This window comes from Virgibacillus proomii, assembly GCF_018916875.1.
Classification (GTDB): domain Bacteria; phylum Bacillota; class Bacilli; order Bacillales; family Amphibacillaceae; genus Virgibacillus; species Virgibacillus proomii_B.
This window is the reverse complement of record NZ_JAHLNO010000019.1, coordinates 845,466-865,373: the sequence shown is the minus strand read 5'-3', so window position 1 is coordinate 865,373 and position 19,908 is coordinate 845,466. Positions and strand designations below refer to the sequence as shown.

The window sequence follows — 19,908 nt, the reverse complement described above, 5'->3', positions numbered from 1 at the left end:
TTGAATCGGTTACACTTAGTTAGACAAATATTTTAAGGTCATATAAGCTGGACTAAATAATAAGTCGGAGAAGAGTCAGTTATGACCAAAAGAAAAAGAAGAACTTTTTCAAAAAAATTTAAAGAACAAATCGTTAGCTGCATGTTTCAGGTAAACCAAGAGCCGAGATTATCAAAGAATACGAGTTGACACCGTCTTCTTTTGATAGATGGGTTAGCCAGTATAACTCATCTGGTTCTTTTGAAGAAAAAGACAATCGAACCCCCGAACAGGAAGAGCTAATCAAATTACGCAAAGAAAACCAAAGGCTTGCCATGGAAAATGATATTCTAAAGCAAGCCGCGCTGATCATGGGACGAAGGTAGATGTGATTCGTAATAATCGACACAAATATTCAGTATCAGCAATGTGCGAAGTCCTGCAAATTCCTAGAAGCACGTACTATTATGAGGCGAAAGAACGTGATGCAAAAGAAGAAGAGGAACTAACCAAGTTAATTAAGGAGATATTCAAGGAAAATAGACGAGTCTATGGCCAACGGAAAATCAAAATAGAACTTCAAAGGCTGGCAGGTCTCTCGTCGCCGCATTGGCAGAATTATGAAAGACCAAGGACTTGTCTCTAAATACACAGTTGCCCAGTTTAAGCCTAAAAAGACAACTGTAAACGAATCTGACGTCGGCAATGTGTTAAATCGTTCATTTACCCAGGACCAGCCATTGAAAGTAGTTGTAAGTGATTTGACCTACGTTCGAGTGCGACAAAAACGGCATTATATTTGTGTGCTAGTTGATCGACACAACCGTGAAATCATTGGTCACAGTGCTGGTCCCAACAAGGATGCAAAGTTAGTTCAACGTGCCTTTGCGACAGTACCATACAACTTAAATCACCTTGAATTATTCCATACAGACCGTGGAAGTGAGTTTAAAAATCAATTAATTGATGAAGCACTAATTACGTTTGGCATTGACAGATCATTAAGCCATAAAGACACGCCATACGACAATGCAGTCGCAGAAGCAACCTTTAAAACAATTAAAACAGAGTTCGTTAATGGGACAGTTTTCTCTAGTCAAGAAGAGTTAGATCTTGAATTATTTGACTACGTCAATTGGTTTAATAACATTCGCATCCATCAGTCATTAGACTATTTAACGCCAAGAGAATACAAGCTCCAGCATCAGTTAGAACTGACCGCTATCTAACTTCCATGCGTCCACTTTACTTGGAGAGATGGGAGTGATAGCCTCTTTTGGTAAGCCAGCGTAGGTTTTAAAAAAGCTGGCTTCTTGGCAATCAAATCACGCCCGTAGAGGCTCAAAGTCAAGTGATAAACTATACCTTCTATTTTCGAAAGGGACGTTTCAATTGACACCATAAAACGTTTATATTCCTTAAAAAAATTGTTTAGTTTAGTGTTGACATACCAAAAGTCAGATGAGTATGATTCAGAATAATAAAAAACTGTTAGATTCAGATTTTGCTAGAGGATTTTTAATCGATATATTAAACCTATTAGAACCATCACTCATTATTGTACTTGGTAAGGAGCATTGTAATCGAATACAGTTTCTAGAAGAAGGAATATACTTGGATAATCCAAAATCACTTCAAAATTTTCCAAGTGCTAAATACCAAATAGGGTACCATTACCGTCTTAACTCTCCAATTTTAGGTTTACACTTTAAACCGTCAGAGCAGTTTATCGGATTAGGTGGAGGAAGGGACATGAATGGTCTTAGTTTTGGAAAATATGCAACAAAAGAATCATTAAACATTATGGGTAAAGAAATAATGACAGAACTAAAGAAAGTCTTTCAAAACCATCCATTCTAGGTGAGCATAGGGACGATACTTGCGCTTATTTATGTAGTAGAACCGTCCCTGTGCTTAATTGCTGTGCTTACTTATGCCGCCATGTCTTCTTTTCTTGGGGTAGAGAATAAATAAATAGCCCCAAACATTATACCAATTCCACAGATAACAAAGACCAAGATGGTTCCAGTATAATCCATTATATAACTAAAGATTAGCATCGAAAGTAAGGCGAAACTATTTACAACCATATTATAGGTTGAAAAGACTCTTCCTATCTGATTTTGTGGAGTAACACTTTGTAAATGCGTTTCTACAATAATAAAGTAAAAAGAAGAAGTAATGCCCAGCAGTAATAATACCATTAATATAATAGGTAATATATTCGGTAAGTTACCTAAGATTATCATTAGCGAGCCATCTATTAACATAACGACACTTAAGAAAACAATAATATTATTCTTGAGTGCTTTTATGAGTCTAGGTACTAAGATACTTCCTATTAATGATCCTATCCCCAAACAACTTACGATAAGACCATAGGTAGACTCTTTTATGTTCAAATGATTTAAAAAATGAATGGGTAACAGAATACTAATGGCACTGCTAAAAAACATGATAACTATCGAAAACAGAATAAACTTCCTTATTTCTACCTTATGAAAGATATACATATATCCTTCTTTTATATTATGAAGAACCATACGCTTTTTATTATCATTTTCGAAACGGACTTTCATAAAAACTAGGGTTAACAAAGCGATAAAATATATAACGCCACATAGGCTAAAGGTAATATGAAATCCGAGGTACATGGCAATTGAAGCACCAACCAATGGAAAAACTACTTCAACAATACTTCTTACACTCATTGCCTTACTATTTATCTCTAAAATAATATCCCGATTTTCTGCAACATTTTTCAAGATTTTTTTTAATATAGGGAAACTTATTACAGAGGTTAGAGACAAAAGAAATGACAATAAGTATAAATAAAAATAATTACTGATATATGGGATTATGAAGAAAATTAGCACCTTTAACGAGAAAGAAACAAATATTATTAGTCGGGTTTTACACCTATCGGCAAAGGCACCAGCAAATGGTCCGAATAAAACAGTAGGCAATAAATTTGTTATAATGATGAATGCAACAGAAGAAGCACTGCCTCCCAAGTGAATCATGAAAAGGATTAAAACAATATTGCTCATTACACCTGCCATTCTAGTAAGGGAAACAGTTGAAACATATAATAAGTAATTTTTATTAGAAAATAATAAAGACATTTACGTCACCTCCAAAAAATACTCGCGTTTCCTCATGATGAACTCCTCTTTTCAAGAATCTGATAAGCTCATAGAATGACACTATTAACCCTGAACCTTTTGAATCAAAAATAAAGCTCCCACAAAGGGGAGAGTCCAAGGTTATTCTTTGAATATTTTCTTTATACAGAAGCTTTATTTTGAATTGATTTATCATATGTAATACCTTAACCTAGAATTTTTTGTTCATCTACAGATGACAAAGATTCCGGCAAAGATACTTTTACATCTTCAGGTAAGTGTTCGCTAAGTGTAATATCTGCTCTACTATAAGGACTTGTTTCCATTTTATTACCCGCACCTGATACATACAAAGGAATTTCATGTATTCCATCAATTTTCAACTTTGATTCTATTAAGCTCTCATTAATTGCACCAGTCGTAAAAACACCTAAATTAAGAGCCGTTCCAGTTAATAAAAAGTTTTGAGCATAATGAGTTGTTTCATAGTGCATAATTCTATAAATTCTGCTTCCTTTGTACTTCCACTTAAGACGATCAATTACACTTGTATAAAATACAGTAACACTAGCATCTAAGAAATAATCCTGGCCATAAAGGGTATCATTTAAAAATGGTTTTACATCTTTTTCTTTGGAAATTAAATTTAGTGCGTGATGTTTTTGACAATAGTGATATATTCCACTTTCTAGTCCGTCACAATAATTTACCACAGGATATAGCTCGATAGAATGTCTACCACCAGGTGATGGTGCGGCTTTTTTACTAACTCTACCAAAGAATCTTGTTGAATTTGTAAAAAGTATTCCACCTGTATAGAATAAAAGATTCGAAAGATCAGATAATGTTATTGGGCTATCCGAAAAATTGCGGCAAGTTCTTCGAAGGGTCAATATATCGGATAGACAATTATTGTCAAGACTACTTGGCGTAGGTAAAGGTATCTCTGACTCTTTACAGTTGCACTTATATGCAAGTGGAGCTGGTTCAGCAGACTTTGCAAACTCTTCTCCTACATCATCAGCAGACTTATATTGGGAATTTTTACTTTCAAGATGCATAAACCATGTCGGCTCTTCCCATTCTGACCATTCTTTTATCATTTTAGTTATTTCCGATTTATTATGTTCACTGACTGGTATTAAAACTTTAGATTCAATCAATTTGTTGATTATTGAATATAATAACCCCTCTGAAAGCACGGACTTAAGTGAAGATAATGTCTCTTTGCTTCCTCCACCAAATGCAGACACCACCGACAAAACCTTCCAATCGACTTGAATGCGACTGTGTAAAGAAGGTAAACGTAACTGCGGTTTTCCATTTATATAAGTGATAACCAAATCAGGCGTAAGCCTATATTCATTGCCAATTATATTCAAATCCATAGAGACTTCTCTCCTCATTTAAATTTAGATTTAATTCCGGAAAATAATTAAAATAGGATCGAGCATTTAACTGTGTTCTCCTATCGGTAATCCAATCTTTTTATCCTCTGGAATAAATTCACTAAATTCAATATCTCCCCTTAATTCCCTATCAGGTAATTTTGAACCTATTCCTGTTACATACATAGCAGTTTCATAGATTCCATCTATTCCAAGTACTGATTCTACTAAACTATCTTTAAACGCAGCTGTTATGAATACTCCTAAATTAAGGGCTGATCCAGTTAGCACAAAGTTTTGGGCGTAGTGACCAGTTTCAAAATGCATCAATCTATAAACTCTACTTGCTTTATATTTCCATTTAAGTCTATCAACAACACTTGTATAAAGGATAGTAACAGCAGCATCTAAAAAATAATCTTGATCGTAAAGGGCATCACTAAGAAACTCCTTAACATCTATATCTTTAGTAATCAAATGAAGTGCATGGTGCTTTTGACAATAGTGATAAATACCACTTTCTAAGCCTTCACAATTATTTACCGCTGGATATAGCTCAGTGGAATGTCTTGCCCCAGGGGATGGTGATGCTTTTTTTGCAACTGTCCCATACGAATGAGTTGCGTTTGTGAATAGTATCCCTCCAGTATAGAACAATACATCAGCTAAGTCTTGGAGCGTTATTGCCTCGCCAGAAAATCTGCGACATGTTCTGCGTTCTAGAAAGGCTTCGGAAAGTGAACGTTCATAAAGTTTGCTTGGTGCCGGTAACTTGATTTGTCGTTCTTCACTACATTCACATTTATAGTAAGACGGAGGAGAGGTAGCAATCTTTCTAAACATCTTCACACTTTCCAACCGACCTTCCTCTGTTGGATCAAACTCAGCATCCTTCGTTTGGAGATGCATGAACCAAGATGATTCATCCCAATCCTCCCATTTTTTCACGATACTGTCCGCTTCAGTTTCTTTATCTTTTTCGATTAAAATGTTACACTCTATTAATTTATTGACAATAGAGTGGATTAGTGAATCAGAAAGGGGAGGGGAAAATTTATATGTATAGGTATCTGGATCTTCACTAGAAAACATCGATATTACTTCGCAAACTTTCCAATCAACTTTATAAGTAGTATGAGTAGAAGGAAGATGTAATTTAGGCTGTCCTTCTGGAAATGTAATTACTAAATCTGGTGCTAAACGATATCTTCGTAATTGCATTGTGAATCAGTCCCCCTTTGCAAATATTTACCTGAAATAGAATCACCTGAATCTAAGGTCAGGTGATTCTACTTCTGTTTGAATTTATCAGTCAGATGGATGCATGATAACAATTGGTTCTTCTTGCTCTTCGAACACAAAAGAATCTTCTTCTCTAGCAAATTTAAGCATCTTCTTCCCTCCTTTCGAAATTATAATATCATTAATTAATTTATATTTCAAACTATTAATTAGAAATAGAATACTTTAACTATTTAGTAGTAATAGATATTTCATACTATTGTCTGATAGCAGATATTTCGAACTATTAAATTTATATTGGGGAATAAGTATTTTTCACCTATTAAGTTTCATTAATTGTGTAAGAGTGAAATAAATTCACTTTTGTCAAACAGTCGATACGTACTTCCCAGGTGCAATCCTTGGCAGACTATTACCTGGAAACTACCCATTTCAGTAGTGATGATAGTTATTGTTTGAAAAGGATCATCCATTGTTCAGTAAAATAAAGGATTTAATAAAGTAGGGTGACTGTCAGCAGAAAATTATGATGAGACAATTAATATCGTTCACGATCGAAAATAAAGGCATATGAGGGTCTACAATACAGATACCCCCATCCGTTGGGATGGGGGTAAAAGAAAGTTATTAAATGAGGATTCTTAAGTTATAAATTCTTTTGAATATCTATATATGTCCTCGAAAAGATATATTAAGAGTAAAAAAAACAGTACATTTCAATAAGTGTTCAAATTGCATGATAATCTATCGATGCAACTCAAGTGGCTACATGGAAAAGCTTATTAAACTTTCTCAATTCTGTATAAAAGCATGTCTAAAGCTAAATTTTCTTCTTCATATAATAAGCTTTTCCATCTATCTTCATCGTTCTTCGATATACGGTTCATCGTAAGACTTTAATTACAGGCTTTCGTATTTTTGTTGCTGGTCATTAAATCCTCGAACTTCCTGCGTGCCCAGCGGCACAGACGCAATCCTTACACTACCCGAGTCAGTACGACATACGAGTTCAATGCGGTCATACCGCTCCCAGTCTGGCAACACATTCTTAACAATCAATGCGACCTCGTGCAGCAGGCGAGTCGCTGGGTAGTCCGGGCCAGATGTGTTTATTTCAACCTGGTCTGCATACTTCGCCACTAAATCAGCGATCGCAGTAGCGCGCACCACCTTGGTGTATTGGGGCCAGCGAACAAAATTCGCCACTCTGTTTTCAAGTATCAGGTAGAACAGCCGGTGTCTCTTACCATTGTCGATTGATCGAACTAAGATGTCCTCCATGACCTCGACAGGCAACCAGGCCCGTTGCCACGCCCGATGCTTGTTTCGGTGAGCTTGTAAGGCGCGCTCGTATAATTCCGATTCGGAAGGTGCTCGCACAGCACCATTCTTCAGGCTATTAGAGTACATTGGCACCGAGGTGAACGGCCACTCCTCAGACTGTCGGATTAGCACTGTAATCAGTACCACACTTGCGAGTATTCCCACGGCGGTGAACAAGCCTCCCAAGGAGACTGTGGTGGTGATGTTCGAATGGTTGGTAAGGCTCGGTACAATTAGAAGCAGGTAGCACCACATTTGTACCCAGTACGCAGGACGCATCACGAATAGGATGCCGATATGCAGACAAATCCAGCTTACAACTAATGGAACTCTCGACGAAGAAATGAAGATTGCGAGCGGGGCCGCCAGTTCGATTAGCACGGTCAGAGTTGCTAACACCTGGCATAGCACCGGGCTTCCTACAAGTAGTCTGGTCATAAAGGGCCAGCGGGACGGCGAATACTTAATATAGAACCGCAATGCTTCACCATTTAACCACCCGAGGCCACCATATAGGAGCTTGGAGACTCCACCTGCGAACATCGTGTAGGATAGGAATAATAGTAGAAATAGCGGAGCAAACCCTGAAGTGAAAGCCGATTGTTCAGACACCAGTAGTGGCCAGTTCACGTACTGGGCGAGCAGACCGTCCAGCGAGAAGTCATAGGACACCGAGAAGCACATGGCCAGTAACGCATAAAGCGCCGAGTGCTTCGAGTGGTGGGAGCCTAGCGCACCAGCATTGACTATATGTAAGAATGCAAAACCAAGAAACGTCAGTATACCAGAGACCGGCTGGATGAACCCAGCCGCGGCCGCTACCCACACTACGATTGTCAGATTGGTCACAACGGACAGCACGCGGTGACTAACCCAGCTGAGGTCCATTAGCCGCATCGCTAAAACCGGCGTGTAGAAGACACGTTCGGTGCTGCCCATAATCTTTGAAGCCTGTAGTGGCGATGGAAAGTCGACTAGACACAGCAAAAGTAAGCCAGTGTAGAAGACTGCCCGCAGTACCCCGGACACCGGTGCCATTTCAAATAGCCACCAGTCCGTGATAATATTCATAGCTAACCCCCCTCCCAAGAGTTAATCCTTTCCATTGACACATTTTTAAGAATTCCTTTACCCATAAAAGAAAGGATTTTTCAAGTGCTAATTATATGGATTATAGTTAGTTTAAAGTTCGAAAGACTACTTACATAGCCCAGTGATTATTTTTGATTTTATATCGTTCTAATCGTTCTAGTAAATTCAAGATACGAGTTAGTTTTATTTGTTCTTTAGATCTTTTTTCAGTTTAATGCTTGTTGGAATATACCCCATCTTGGTATACAACTGATATGCACGTTTGTTGTGCCCGAAAACATGTAATCCAATTGAACTTACATCCATCGAGACAAGTTCTGTTTCAAATGCAATAAGTGACTGTTTTCCATAACCTTTGCCTTGAAATTCTTCGTCTATCATAATGCTGTATATAAAAGCTTGCTTCTCACCATTTTTTTCTCTGATTTCATACCAAATCGTTCCTATTGGGCCTACCTCTTCATGCTGCAATGTACACAAGTAATGCCTATCCGTATGAATACCTTTAGGTAATAGTTCATTTGTTTCTTTGGTTGCTCGTTCAATCGATTCTGATTGTTTCCATCTGCCTTCTTTCACATTTTCTTCAGCATACTCTTTGACTGTCTCTTCGAAGAATCTTTTATATTGTTCTTCGTTCATTCGAACCAAATTTATCATAGATATACCTCCAATGACTCTACTAATTCTTGCTGGCTCAAAAAAATATGGTGCCTGCTTCAATTACAGTTTTACGTAGCAATTCGTGAAAATTATTACTGAATTTTAATTAATAATACCATATTTTTAATAGTTTTCAAATTTGACTAAATACTCGCGCTAATGTTAATGTATAATTAAAATAAGTGAAATAATTGCATTGCTATTGAAAAAAAGTGGGTGATATGTGATGGTTCATAAAGTTGAAGTTTACTATGATGGATATTGTTCATTTTGTCGCAGTGTGAAAGCCAACCTCCAAAAACTAGACTGGTTAAAAAAGTTGTCGTTCGTTGATTTTAGGAATAATGAAGTGAATGGCATTGATATTGATGAGTTAAATAAAAAGATGCATGTTAAAGATTTATCAACTGGAAAAGTAACTATTGGAATATATGGTATCAAAACAATATTACAACGTGTACCGTTATTAATGCTACTGCTTCCGTTCTTGTATTTACTGATTGCTTTAGGGTTAGGGCAAATCTGTTATGATTTTGTGGCCGAACGTCGCTTGATTGTCCCTGTAGGTCATTGCACAGAGAATGGTTGTAAACTTCCGGTAAAATCGGCTAACAAATAGTAGACTTCATAGATATTTAAGATCACCTCATACCGCACATATTACTTAAAATTAAAAGAATCCATTTTGAAATTATTTTGATCAAAGTGAATTCTTTTTCTATGGGGTTATAATTACTCTTATAGTTAGGCTAACCCGTCAGCTAAACTGTTCGCCCCCTACTTGTAGAAACATGATTGATGCTGGTTGGGACAATGATTCCGTATAACAACCGAAGCTGTGATACTGCAAGAAGGATTAGGGGTACCGGTAAAGGTTGGTTATATATATTACTTTTGTATATTTATCTTTAGGAGTAAATTCATTTTTTAAAAACTCTTGCCGCTCGAACTACGGTAAATCTTCAAAATTGATAATCTCCGATTTTGGCTGTTCTGTAGAAATCTCTGATGCTTGCTATAAAACTAAATCCCAAAAGTGTTAATATAACTAATTAAAAAGTAAATCTCATAACCTTCTTCATAGATAGTAACCGAGGAAATTTCCTTTATGTTAAAGATCTTAGAGATTTCATCAGTCATTCCTTTCTCAATAAATCTAAGTCTTCTTTATCGATAATGTATGACTCATAATAATTATCTGAATAGAATATGCCTACATCGATTCCTTCTTCCATTACTCTTTATACATCTCCCTGCATTTGATAGCGATTACAAAACTATTATAATATTATATATTTTTTCTGCAATTAGGTCTCCTGTTTTCATAAATTTATACTTAAGCGAACCCAACTGACGAAAAACGCCTGGGCTTTTTATTTTTTTACAAACAAGTAGGAAATATCGTTTTTTTGTCGAATACAATATATATAGATATAAAAAATGAGGTGAAAAATTGTCTCTTTTACATATTGTTGATAAATATATCAGTCATTTAAGCTCTCTAGAGAGAATGTTAAAGTATGATAAAATTATTTTTGAGAAGTATTTAGAGAACAGAGATAAGACAGAGCTTAAGTAAAACTACCCCCCTCTTTGAATTCTATTATTACAAGCATATCAAAATATTCCGTTTAAGCAATATTTTTAGAAATATTAACGTTTAAAGGGCATTTTAGGTCTAGGAGGAACTTCAACCAAAGCGCCTAACTCCCGAATAACAACTTGTTGCTTATCCCACCAGAAATCTAAATACTTTTCAGATACAATATTTTTAAACATGCGAATAACATCTTTATAATAATCATTTTCTAAACGAATATCATAAACAAGGTGACTAAACAAATGTAAAAGCGACCAATCATTTATATCATCATAATTATATTTTCCGTTCAAATTACTGAACATACGCTTAATTCTATTGATAGTTTTATTATCTGCTAATTTACCAATTGGAACATACTGATCTTCATCTTTAAATGTCGATGTAAACACAATATCCTCTAAAATAATATCATGAAATTTATTTGAATTAATTGGCAAAGTTAATACAGATGTGGATGTATCAAAATCATCATCTAAGTACTGATATCTAAATTTATGATATGTTTTTGATTCAAGTGAATTAAAGATTGGTTTCGGGATAATTTTGTGTCGCTTCATATCTTGACGTTTATTAACACGAATAACAACTGATTCACCTTCACGTAATTGCAATAACTCATCTGCAAACAATAAAGGTCTCTCTTTTGTAGATTCGCTATGTGATTTATCAGTAGAGAGTAAATTTCCTGTTCTTGAAATATCAGTAATTGTTTTGTCCCCCAACAAACTAGAGTAATGTTCAGCTGTATCTAGATCTTGTGTTAAAATATAAATTTGATTGGAACAATTACCGATAATCGTATCCGATTCATCTTCTCCATATTGCGATTTTACTTGCGAATAGGACTGTACGATTAAATGATATCTAAACCCTCGACCAGCACCAACAGTAACCATTCCCGCCATTCCTTCGATTGCTGGCATATTTCCAAACTCATCTAACATAAAATGTACATGTCTTTTCATTTTACCTGATTGCATAGTAGCCTTTTCAGCATTTGCACGGTATAACTGACTAACAAAAATACTAGCCAACGCATGATTAGATGTATCGTAATCTGGCGTAACCATAAAAATTGCAACAGGCTTTTCACCAAAACCAACATCAGTAAATTCCAAACTATTATAACTTGTTAAACGAGCATTAGGTTCTAGCGTGAATATTTGTAATTTCTCCATGGCAATGGAAAAGATACTTGATCGTGTTTTTCCTTCTGCAAATTCACTCGTTGCATACATAATTTTTGCAGGATTCTGATCAGGTCTTTGTTTAAAGTAGTTATCTAGTTCATTATTACCTTGTGCATCTTCTTGACTCCCCAATGTACTTAATAAGTTCGCAACAGAATACATGTTAATTTTTTCCTCTTGTCCTCAACTAAATTACAACAAGATCGTTTTAGTTTATCAGCACAAAAAACAGAATTAAGAGCATATGCAAAAAACAGAAATGGAATCTAGTTGATGAATTTGTTGATGTAGAAACAGGTGGAAAATTGGATAAAAAAGGATTAAATGCTCTTCTTGATTCAGTAGAATCCGGCAAAATAGATGTTGTATTATGTATGGATCAAGACAGGCTTTCTAGGTTAGATACTACTTCCTGGGAATATTTGAAATCTATTTTAAGAGAAAATAGAGTAAAAATTGCAGAACCAAATGGAACAATAACTGATTTGGACAATGAAGATGACGAATTCATGTCAGATTTACGTAATTTAATTGCCCGTAGAGAGAAAAAATCCATCGTTAAAAGGATGATGTATGGAAAAAGGCAAAGACTTCGTGAAGGTAAAGGCTGGGGAATGTACCCTTTTGAGTATGAATATAAAAATAATTTTTATTATATAAAACATGGCTGGGATTGGATGTTCCACTTATAGACGACTTATATATAAACAAAAAACTAGGAATGGTATCTATTGCAAATGAATTGAACAAAATCTCAAAGACACCAACCGGGAATAATTGGAATGAACATCTCATTCATACAAGACTTACCTCTAAAATCTTCCATGGCTATCAAGAAATGACACTTTTTCTAATGGAGAAACAATTTCTGCTAAGGTCTTTGAACCGATGAGAACAGAAGAAACATATAACAGAATTCAAGAAATTAAAAAACTAAGACGAAAAAAATATGGTGTTATATCTAGAACTTCTACTAAAAATATTAATTTACTCAAATATGTTCCAATGCAATGTGGATATTGCGGAAGAGTGCTAAGTGTTCAACAAACAGGTAAATCTGATAAACCGTTGTTTTATGCCCGTCACGGAAGAGCAAAAGAAATGCAAACTGGGAAAGTATACAGAATCCATGTTAACGCTAAATGTTATGAGTATAATCTTATAAAAGCATTAAAAGACATATTAGTTAGCGAAGAATTATCAAAAAAATACATAGACTTTGAAACAAACGATGATGATTTAAGTCGATTAAATAAATCTGTTAAATCTAAATCTAAGTCATTAAAAAACATCAGCCAGTCCATGGATCGCTTATTAGATTTATATTTAATTAACGAAATTCAAAAAGAACCGTATATAAAAAAGAAAAATGAGCTCGAAAGTAAGATAAAAATTATAAATTCCCAGATTAGAAAAATAAAAAGGAAAATTGCAGCAATACAAAAACACGAATGGAATTATGAATCACTTTATCAATATATAGAAATCGCTAAATTAAATTGGAACAGACTTAACAAGACATGAACAAGCGAGAATTATTGGTGATATATTTATTAAAGCTGTACTTACTTATGACCACCTGATACTAACTACAGAAATTTATAAAGGAATTCCAGTTGAAATAAAAATACCTGTAGTAGAAAATGTAAGGACGGTGAACAAGTGGATGCGTCGTGACGAACGTGAAGGAAATGTGATTTATCGTTTTTAACCCCTGTAACCTTTCAAGGAACTACCCCCCCTATCATCGAAATGGAAGTAATGGCTATAATCTCAGGCAGACAAAAAGAGTAGTTAATTTTAGAAAAACCGCGTAATTTTAAGTGGAAATTAGTTTAAGAGTGTTATTGTCCAAAATTAGGGGGTTAATCCGCAAAATAAACCGCAATGCTTCGCTCAATAGCTGTCACTTACCAAATGACTGCTACATTTTTTAAAGAGGTATACTCCAACCCCACGTTTGAAACCATATGAAAGCAGTTCAACCCTCCTTACCCATTGCTTCCCAATTTCCTTTTTAAAAGCTGTTTCCCCTAAATGGCAGTATAATGCATTTTAATATGCTTTTTAGTTTAAATAGCCTAAACTTTATATGTCCGCCGTACTTCTTTTTTTAGAAAAACTTGGCTTGTCGCCAAGTCTTTATGGCGAAAGCTGTAGTTTTTCTTATACTATAAACCCTAAAATTTTATACTTTCCTATAGTATAAAAAAGATCCTCTATTTACGTTCATAAAAGGAGTTTTATCATGAACCATGTATACAGTGATATTATTCAGTATCGAGGAAATCACTATAATTACGGTGTATATCAAGGAAATCTATTAAAGTATTCACCAATCTTGGCTAATCGGAAAAAACAATGGGCTTCGTTAAAAGAACGTCACTTCATTATTGATCATCAAACTATTAAGAATTTATTACACCAATTTGCACCAGGGATTTGGGATGAACTTAAAGGATTGGCAGATACCTTAAACATGACTCTGAATGAAGCGATTCATGAATTTGGTGGTTATATGTAGAATACGGGAAGTCCGGTTGCTCCATTTATGTAAACATAAATTATTTAGACGGGGCTTGGGCCGACCGCACTTTATGTACCCAAAATGTAAAGAGCTTGGCTCGCTTTGGGAGGAAATCGAAAACCATTCATTTTTAATTTTTCCCAGTGGTTAAAAGGCACAAATACACAAGTTAAACAAATCAAAGGTGAATTAAATGCCAATCAGGGATTTGTTAATATGGAATATATAACGTAGATGAAAGATTATCGTAGAAACAAAAGCATGTTTAAGAATTTTTCATTTCTGTATAAAATATAGTTTATCTGCAAGTTTAAAGAGAAGGGATATTTATGATATTAGTCATTGATAACTATGATTCTTTTACTTTTAATCTAGTTCAATATCTTAACCAACTTAATTTTGCAACACAGGTTGTTCGTAATGATGCAATTACGCTAGAACGAATTAATCAATTACAACCGTCAGCTATTTTGCTTTCTCCTGGGCCAAGTACTCCAGATTCAGCCGGGATTTCTTTAGGGATTGTCACTAAGTTATATAAAAACTACCCTATTATCGGAATTTGTTTAGGTCATCAAATAATTGCCCAAGCATTTGGCGCAGTGATTAAAAAAGCTAAACGGCCAATGCATGGTAAAGTATCGTATATACATCATGATAATAAAGGCATATTTTCTAACTTGCCAAATCCGCTTAGCGTTACAAGATACCATTCATTAATTGTTGCTGCAGATTCACTTCCCAACTGCTTGGAGATCAGTGCCATGACAGAGGATGGTGAAGTAATGGCTATTCGGCATAAGCACTACCCCCTTGAAGGTATTCAAGCTCATCCGGAAGCCATTTTATCCGAAAAAGGATTAGACCTGTTAAGGAATTTTTTTGAGAAAAAGGATGGTTTTACATATGCAACACGACATTCCTTATCTTCATTTTGATTTTGCTAATCAAGTTGGAGAAAAGCAAACATTAGACTTTACCAATCCATATACTGTTATTCAAACTACTAAGCTAGAAGAGATCGTTTCTTGCCTGGAAACAGTTGGAGCGTATGTTGAAGCTGGATATTATGCTGCAGGTTTTGTCTCCTATGAAGCTGCCCCAGCCTTTGATTCTGCTTTTAAAGCCCATTCAGGGGGATCATTCCCACTGTTATGGTTTGGTATTTTTAAAGAAACGGTTACAGTTAATATGGTACAAGCAAGCCCTTTTCATATAGATGAATGGAAGCCTAATGTATCGACTACAGAATATCAGAAATATATCAAGCAAATTAAACAACATATTGAAAATGGAGAAACATATCAGGTGAACTATACCATTCGGTTACATAGTCGCTTTCGTGGTGATTGTTATGGATATTATCAACAGTTAGCAAAGTCGCAAGCTGCCAACTATTCCGCCTACTTACATATTGGGAGTTACTCCGTTTTATCTGCTTCCCCCGAACTTTTCTTTCATTTAAAGGACGGACAGATTACAACGAAACCGATGAAAGGTACTGTAAAAAGAGGATCTTCAGCTAGAGAAGATGACGAGCTTGCAAGTTGGTTATATCATTCGGAAAAAAATCGGGCGGAAAATGTAATGATTGTAGACTTGCTGCGAAATGACTTGGGAACTATTGCCAAACCCGGAACAGTGGAGGTTCCTCATCTATTTACGATTGAACGCTATCCAACGGTTTTTCAGATGACTTCAACTGTCACTGCTGAGGTAAAAGCAGATATTCCGGCAATTTTTAAAGCATTATTCCCTTGTGGCTCGATTACTGGTGCCCCTAAAGTAAGTACCATGAAAATTATCCATGATTTAGAAAACACTCCGCGACAAATATATTGTGGTGCAATTGGATATATTACTCCGGATAAAGAGGCGATTTTCAACGTACCAATCCGTACGGTACTTATTGAGAATTTTAGCGGTAAAGCATATTATGGGGTAGGCGGAGGTATTACGTGGGATTCTACAAGTGAAGGAGAGTATGAAGAAATTTTAACGAAAGCTCGTTTTTTGCAACAACTGCCGAAGGATTTCGACCTGTTGGAGACCATAAAGCTAGAAAATGGCAGCTATTATTTACTTGACTATCATTTACAACGCTTAGCAAAATCAGGAGACCATTTTGCTTATCCAATAGATTTAATTCCCATTCAACAACAACTGCAGCAAATAGCTAATCGCTATCCCTTAGGAATATATAGGCTGCGACTATTAGTAACTAAAGTAGGAGAAGTTTCAATCGAAGTTCAAAAAATACAGCCTAAAACACAACCGATACAAGTTGCTATAGCGAAGCATCCGATTGATAAAGCCAATCCATTTTACTACTATAAAACAACGTGTCGAGGTATGTATAAGGCATTTCTAAATGAGCACCCTCTGGCAGATGATGTATTGTTATGGAATACCGATCAGGAGCTCACAGAATTTACGATTGGTAATGTAGTGGTCGAGCTTAACGGAAAATTTTATACTCCGCCAGTAGAATGTGGATTATTAGCCGGTACTTTTCGACAGTATTTAATAGATAAAGGACGAATTAATGAAAAAGTGATCACGTTAAATGAATTGGATAAATGTACAAGTATCTGGTTGATTAATAGTGTAAAAAAATGGGTTCCAGTTATCATAAACAGTTGATTACAATGGCTGTAATCAACTTGGGTACTGAGTCGAAAAATCGGCTGGATCGGTTCACTTGAACCTGCGGCTCGAGAATGCTCGCTTAGCGGGTGCAAACTGGAGATAATAAATTTAAAAAACGATTTTCTTCTCAATGACAGAAGAAAATCGTTATTAACATATTTAACCAAGTGCAACATCGAGTACCATCATCACAGTGAAACCAACCATTAAGCTCATAGAAGCCAAGTCTCGATTTCCAGCTTCTTGAGAACCAGGAATGACCTCCTCAGCAACTACAAAGATCATAGCACCTGCAGCAAAGCTGAGCGCATATGGTAATAATGGTTGAATAAACGTAACAGCAAGTGCTCCAATAATCCCTGCAATTGGCTCTACCATGCCCGAAAATTGACCGTACATAAAGCTTTTCTTCCGAGACATTCCTTCTCTGCGTAATGGCATGGAAACTGCTAATCCTTCCGGAAAGTTTTGAATCCCAATTCCAATAGCTAAAGCGATTGCACCAGCAGTTGTAGCTGTAGGCAGATCTGCCGCAATAGCGCCAAACGCTACTCCTACTGCTAATCCTTCTGGAATATTGTGAAGGGTGATTGCTAAAACGAGTAATGTGCTTCGTTTTTTGCGATCGGGATGAATTCCTTCTGCTGCTTGGATTGGAGATGTTGGATGTAGATGCGGAAGTAATTTGTCAATCCCCCAAAGGAATATACCACCTGCCATAAAACCAATGGCCGCTGGAATCCAGGGAATCTTACCACTTGCTTTAGCCATATCTAAGGCAGGAGAGAGTAATGACCAGAAGCTTGCTGCAATCATGACACCACCCGCAAACCCTAACATACTGTCCAAAAAACGCTGGTTAAAATTTTTCGTCGTAAATACTAAAGCTGCGCCAAGTGCGGTCATCCCCCACGTAAATAATGTTGCAATCATCGCTTGAATAACTGGATGTAAGGAATAGAAATAATCCATATTATGCATACACCTTCTTCGTATTGCTGTATTTTCATAAAAATTTCAATTCATTTCCAATCTGTACATAATTATTTTAACATATAAGTATCACATGCCTAAATCAATGAACTTTACAGTAATAATAATAACTTAGATACGAAATAAAATATAAAAAAAGGAGCATCATTTCCAACCTCTACCTCATGGATATGCAGGACGAAGGAAAGTATGGATACGATCCGGAGAGATATGGGGGGTTAGCGACCGTGATTTGTGTGGAGATTTCCTAGCACGGTTATACACTTATTTTCCAAACTAATCCAGTTCGGACGATAGGATGGCTCCCACCCTGTAAATCATTTATAGATATTCAAATGATATCCAGTAATCTTGGTGAGTCAACTATATGGTGCTTATGAAATATTGAGAATACGTGAGTTTTTGGAAGAAAAATTAACTTTATTGAAGGAGGTAAACAAGTGAGACTTTGATCAACAACTTATCACCAACCTGCCAAGGCAGTAATTGTTAGGTAACATCGAGAGTGTTGTGCGTTAAGAGGAAACGCTTAGGGGAAAAGCATGCTACTTGTAAATTATGTTTTTACCTATTCTCCATATCGCCTATTTTTGTACCATCCATTTATTATGAAAGAAATGCAGCAGAGAGGTTATCAAGTTGACCCGCTTTGGAAAGATCCGTTTTATCGTGGAAAAGCCTGTCCTCCTCATACGGAAAAAAGCTTGTATAAAGAGGACCAACGTTTTATTCATGATTCCCCTATTTATCCAGAGCATGACGAATTGTATTTACAAGATTGTTTAGACAACTTAAAAGCAAAGGGCATTGACAGCATAGCGAAATAAGTGGCTTCCTAATCAAGCAACCTTTTATCTACGTGAAATACTCAATTTTTCCATCGGGAAAGTAGGTATTAATATATCCTCCTAAAGTAGATTTAATCTCTGCTTGTTCTTCATCTTGATACACGTATTTGCCAATACCATACCGTCCCCACTTCCATTTTCGCTTCGATTCATCTAATTCCAGTTTTGTCATGGGATAATTTTGTTGTATTACCCGTTTAGCGGGTTTCGTAAAGCGATGTTGAATCATTTCAAAGGTGAGATTCTTTTTCGCTCTTTCTGGTAATGCTGCTTCCAGTTTTTCAAACATCTCCTTGTAGCCATTTTTCCAGCCGTCATGTAAATAAATCGGTGCTACAATAAACCCTAGAGGATAACCAGCTTCAGCGACTTTAACAGCTGCTTCAATTCGCTCGTGTAATCTGGATGTACCAGGTTCAAAATATTTAATAATATAATCATCATTGATACTAAAGCGAAATCGAGTTCGACCGTTATGCTCTGCTTCTAGTAAATGATCAACATGGCTAAATTTGGTAACAAATCTTAATTGTCCATAATCTGTTCTGCCAAAATACTCAATTGCTCGCTTCAATGTGTGAGTCAAATGATCAAGGCCGACAATATCTGATGTGCATGATGCTTCAAATCGAGTAATCTCCGGCACTCGCTCTTGCATATATTCTTCTGCGGCATCAAATATTTCATCAACATTAACATACGTGCGGATATATGGTTTACTTCCCATTGTTGTTTGTAAATAGCAATAGTGACAATGTCCCATACAGCCAGTTGCAAAAGGGATAGCATATTCTGCGGATGGCTTTGATGTATCAAATTTTAACGTTTTCCGCACCCCTAGAACCAATGTCGATTTGGCAACTCGATATTTTTGAAAGTGATTGTCCCCTGGTAAATTGCGAATTTGATTATGTGAAGTCGTTTGTCTAATTTCAATTCCCATCTTTTCAAACTTGGATATCAGCTTCTTCCCTAACGGATAGTCTAATGCTCTTGGTTCAGCGTATACTAATTGCGGTATAAACGGCTTAACCATGATACCCTTCCTGATCAGCTGTACCGAAAGCGTCTTCATATGCTGCTTCAGCTTCATCGGCTGATTTATAGACTGCTATTTCATCTGTTAATGGATAGTACGTTTCATAAATAAACAATGCTAATTCTTTTGGCTGTTCAGGATTCTCTACAACAGCAGCCTGTTGAACTTGTGCTACATCTTGAGCGTGAGGGTTGCGGATAATGACATAAACAACTTCACCTGGTTGAAAGTTTTCTTGTATTTCCAT

The 19,908-nt window shown here is 36.0% G+C and carries 17 protein-coding genes and 1 pseudogene; 9 read left to right on the top strand and 9 right to left on the bottom strand.

Annotated features, from left to right (window positions below; translation table 11 throughout):
* Positions 1 to 81: 81 nt before the first annotated feature.
* Together KQI21_RS11265 and KQI21_RS11260 are read left to right on the top strand one after the other, a co-directional pair.
* A pseudogene (locus KQI21_RS11265) lies at positions 82 to 1,208 on the top strand (IS3 family transposase).
* A 238-nt stretch (positions 1,209 to 1,446) separates the two neighbouring features.
* Positions 1,447 to 1,839: a hypothetical protein gene (locus KQI21_RS11260; RefSeq protein ID WP_216484250.1), complete on the top strand. Its 393-nt coding sequence runs from the start codon at positions 1,447 to 1,449 to the stop codon at positions 1,837 to 1,839.
* 71 nt (positions 1,840 to 1,910) lie between these two features.
* Here the strand turns inward: KQI21_RS11260 and KQI21_RS11255 are convergent, their stop codons facing one another.
* The 5 genes from KQI21_RS11255 to KQI21_RS11235 form a co-directional block, all read right to left on the bottom strand.
* Positions 1,911 to 3,104 carry an MFS transporter gene (locus KQI21_RS11255; RefSeq protein WP_216484249.1) on the bottom strand — a complete coding sequence of 398 codons (1,194 nt, stop codon included), beginning with the start codon at positions 3,102 to 3,104 and terminating at the stop codon, positions 1,911 to 1,913.
* A 206-nt stretch (positions 3,105 to 3,310) separates the two neighbouring features.
* On the bottom strand, positions 3,311 to 4,492 hold the full coding sequence (locus tag KQI21_RS11250) for a SagB/ThcOx family dehydrogenase (protein ID WP_216484248.1): 1,182 nt from the start codon (positions 4,490 to 4,492) through the stop codon (positions 3,311 to 3,313).
* Between the two features lie 66 nt (positions 4,493 to 4,558).
* Positions 4,559 to 5,713: a SagB/ThcOx family dehydrogenase gene (locus KQI21_RS11245; RefSeq protein ID WP_216484247.1), complete on the bottom strand. Its 1,155-nt coding sequence runs from the start codon at positions 5,711 to 5,713 to the stop codon at positions 4,559 to 4,561.
* Between the two features lie 921 nt (positions 5,714 to 6,634).
* Positions 6,635 to 8,128, bottom strand: a complete 1,494-nt coding sequence (locus KQI21_RS11240) for a hypothetical protein (RefSeq protein ID WP_216484246.1) — start codon at positions 8,126 to 8,128, stop codon at positions 6,635 to 6,637.
* A 204-nt stretch (positions 8,129 to 8,332) separates the two neighbouring features.
* The gene (locus KQI21_RS11235) at positions 8,333 to 8,809 is read right to left on the bottom strand and encodes a GNAT family N-acetyltransferase (RefSeq protein ID WP_216484245.1); all 477 of its coding nucleotides are present in this window, start codon (positions 8,807 to 8,809) and stop codon (positions 8,333 to 8,335) included.
* 229 nt (positions 8,810 to 9,038) lie between these two features.
* On the opposite strand from KQI21_RS11235, the gene KQI21_RS11230 reads away from it, so the two are divergent.
* On the top strand, positions 9,039 to 9,431 hold the full coding sequence (locus KQI21_RS11230; RefSeq protein ID WP_216484244.1) for a DCC1-like thiol-disulfide oxidoreductase family protein: 393 nt from the start codon (positions 9,039 to 9,041) through the stop codon (positions 9,429 to 9,431).
* Between the two features lie 1,034 nt (positions 9,432 to 10,465).
* Here the strand turns inward: KQI21_RS11230 and KQI21_RS11225 are convergent.
* On the bottom strand, positions 10,466 to 11,773 hold the full coding sequence (locus tag KQI21_RS11225) for a VirD4-like conjugal transfer protein, CD1115 family (RefSeq protein ID WP_444972193.1): 1,308 nt from the start codon (positions 11,771 to 11,773) through the stop codon (positions 10,466 to 10,468).
* Between the two features lie 47 nt (positions 11,774 to 11,820).
* On the opposite strand from KQI21_RS11225, the gene KQI21_RS11220 reads away from it, so the two are divergent.
* The 5 genes from KQI21_RS11220 (at position 11,821) to pabB (ending at position 16,775) form a co-directional block, all read left to right on the top strand.
* The gene (locus KQI21_RS11220) at positions 11,821 to 12,297 is read left to right on the top strand and encodes a recombinase family protein (protein WP_216484322.1); all 477 of its coding nucleotides are present in this window, start codon (positions 11,821 to 11,823) and stop codon (positions 12,295 to 12,297) included.
* 196 nt (positions 12,298 to 12,493) lie between these two features.
* Positions 12,494 to 13,129, top strand: coding sequence for a hypothetical protein (locus KQI21_RS11210; RefSeq protein WP_216484241.1), 636 nt, complete (start codon positions 12,494 to 12,496; stop codon positions 13,127 to 13,129).
* Between the two features lie 724 nt (positions 13,130 to 13,853).
* Positions 13,854 to 14,129, top strand: coding sequence for a hypothetical protein (locus KQI21_RS16180; protein WP_253291403.1), 276 nt, complete (start codon positions 13,854 to 13,856; stop codon positions 14,127 to 14,129).
* 332 nt (positions 14,130 to 14,461) lie between these two features.
* The gene (locus KQI21_RS11200) at positions 14,462 to 15,070 is read left to right on the top strand and encodes an anthranilate synthase component II (protein ID WP_216484240.1); all 609 of its coding nucleotides are present in this window, start codon (positions 14,462 to 14,464) and stop codon (positions 15,068 to 15,070) included.
* Positions 15,039 to 16,775 (top strand): aminodeoxychorismate synthase component I, encoded by a 1,737-nt coding sequence (pabB, locus tag KQI21_RS11195; RefSeq protein ID WP_216484239.1) that lies wholly within the window; start codon positions 15,039 to 15,041, stop codon positions 16,773 to 16,775. Before KQI21_RS11200 ends, pabB begins: the two co-directional genes overlap by 32 nt.
* A 165-nt stretch (positions 16,776 to 16,940) precedes the next feature.
* Here pabB and KQI21_RS11190 read toward each other — a convergent pair whose 3' ends face one another.
* A complete protein-coding gene (locus KQI21_RS11190) occupies positions 16,941 to 17,753 on the bottom strand; it encodes a ZIP family metal transporter (RefSeq protein WP_216484238.1) in 813 nt (270 codons plus the stop codon).
* Between the two features lie 563 nt (positions 17,754 to 18,316).
* Here KQI21_RS11190 and KQI21_RS11185 point away from each other — a divergent pair.
* The gene (locus KQI21_RS11185; RefSeq protein WP_309245539.1) at positions 18,317 to 18,601 is read left to right on the top strand and encodes a pyrimidine dimer DNA glycosylase/endonuclease V; all 285 of its coding nucleotides are present in this window, start codon (positions 18,317 to 18,319) and stop codon (positions 18,599 to 18,601) included.
* Positions 18,602 to 18,629: 28 nt separating this feature from the next.
* Here the strand turns inward: KQI21_RS11185 and splB are convergent, their stop codons facing one another.
* Together splB and KQI21_RS11175 are read right to left on the bottom strand one after the other, a co-directional pair.
* A complete protein-coding gene (gene splB / locus KQI21_RS11180; RefSeq protein ID WP_216484237.1) occupies positions 18,630 to 19,658 on the bottom strand; it encodes a spore photoproduct lyase in 1,029 nt (342 codons plus the stop codon).
* Complete coding sequence (locus KQI21_RS11175) at positions 19,651 to 19,908, bottom strand: transcriptional regulator SplA domain-containing protein (RefSeq protein WP_216484236.1); 258 nt, start codon at positions 19,906 to 19,908, stop codon at positions 19,651 to 19,653. The genes splB and KQI21_RS11175 overlap by 8 nt, the downstream gene beginning before the upstream one ends.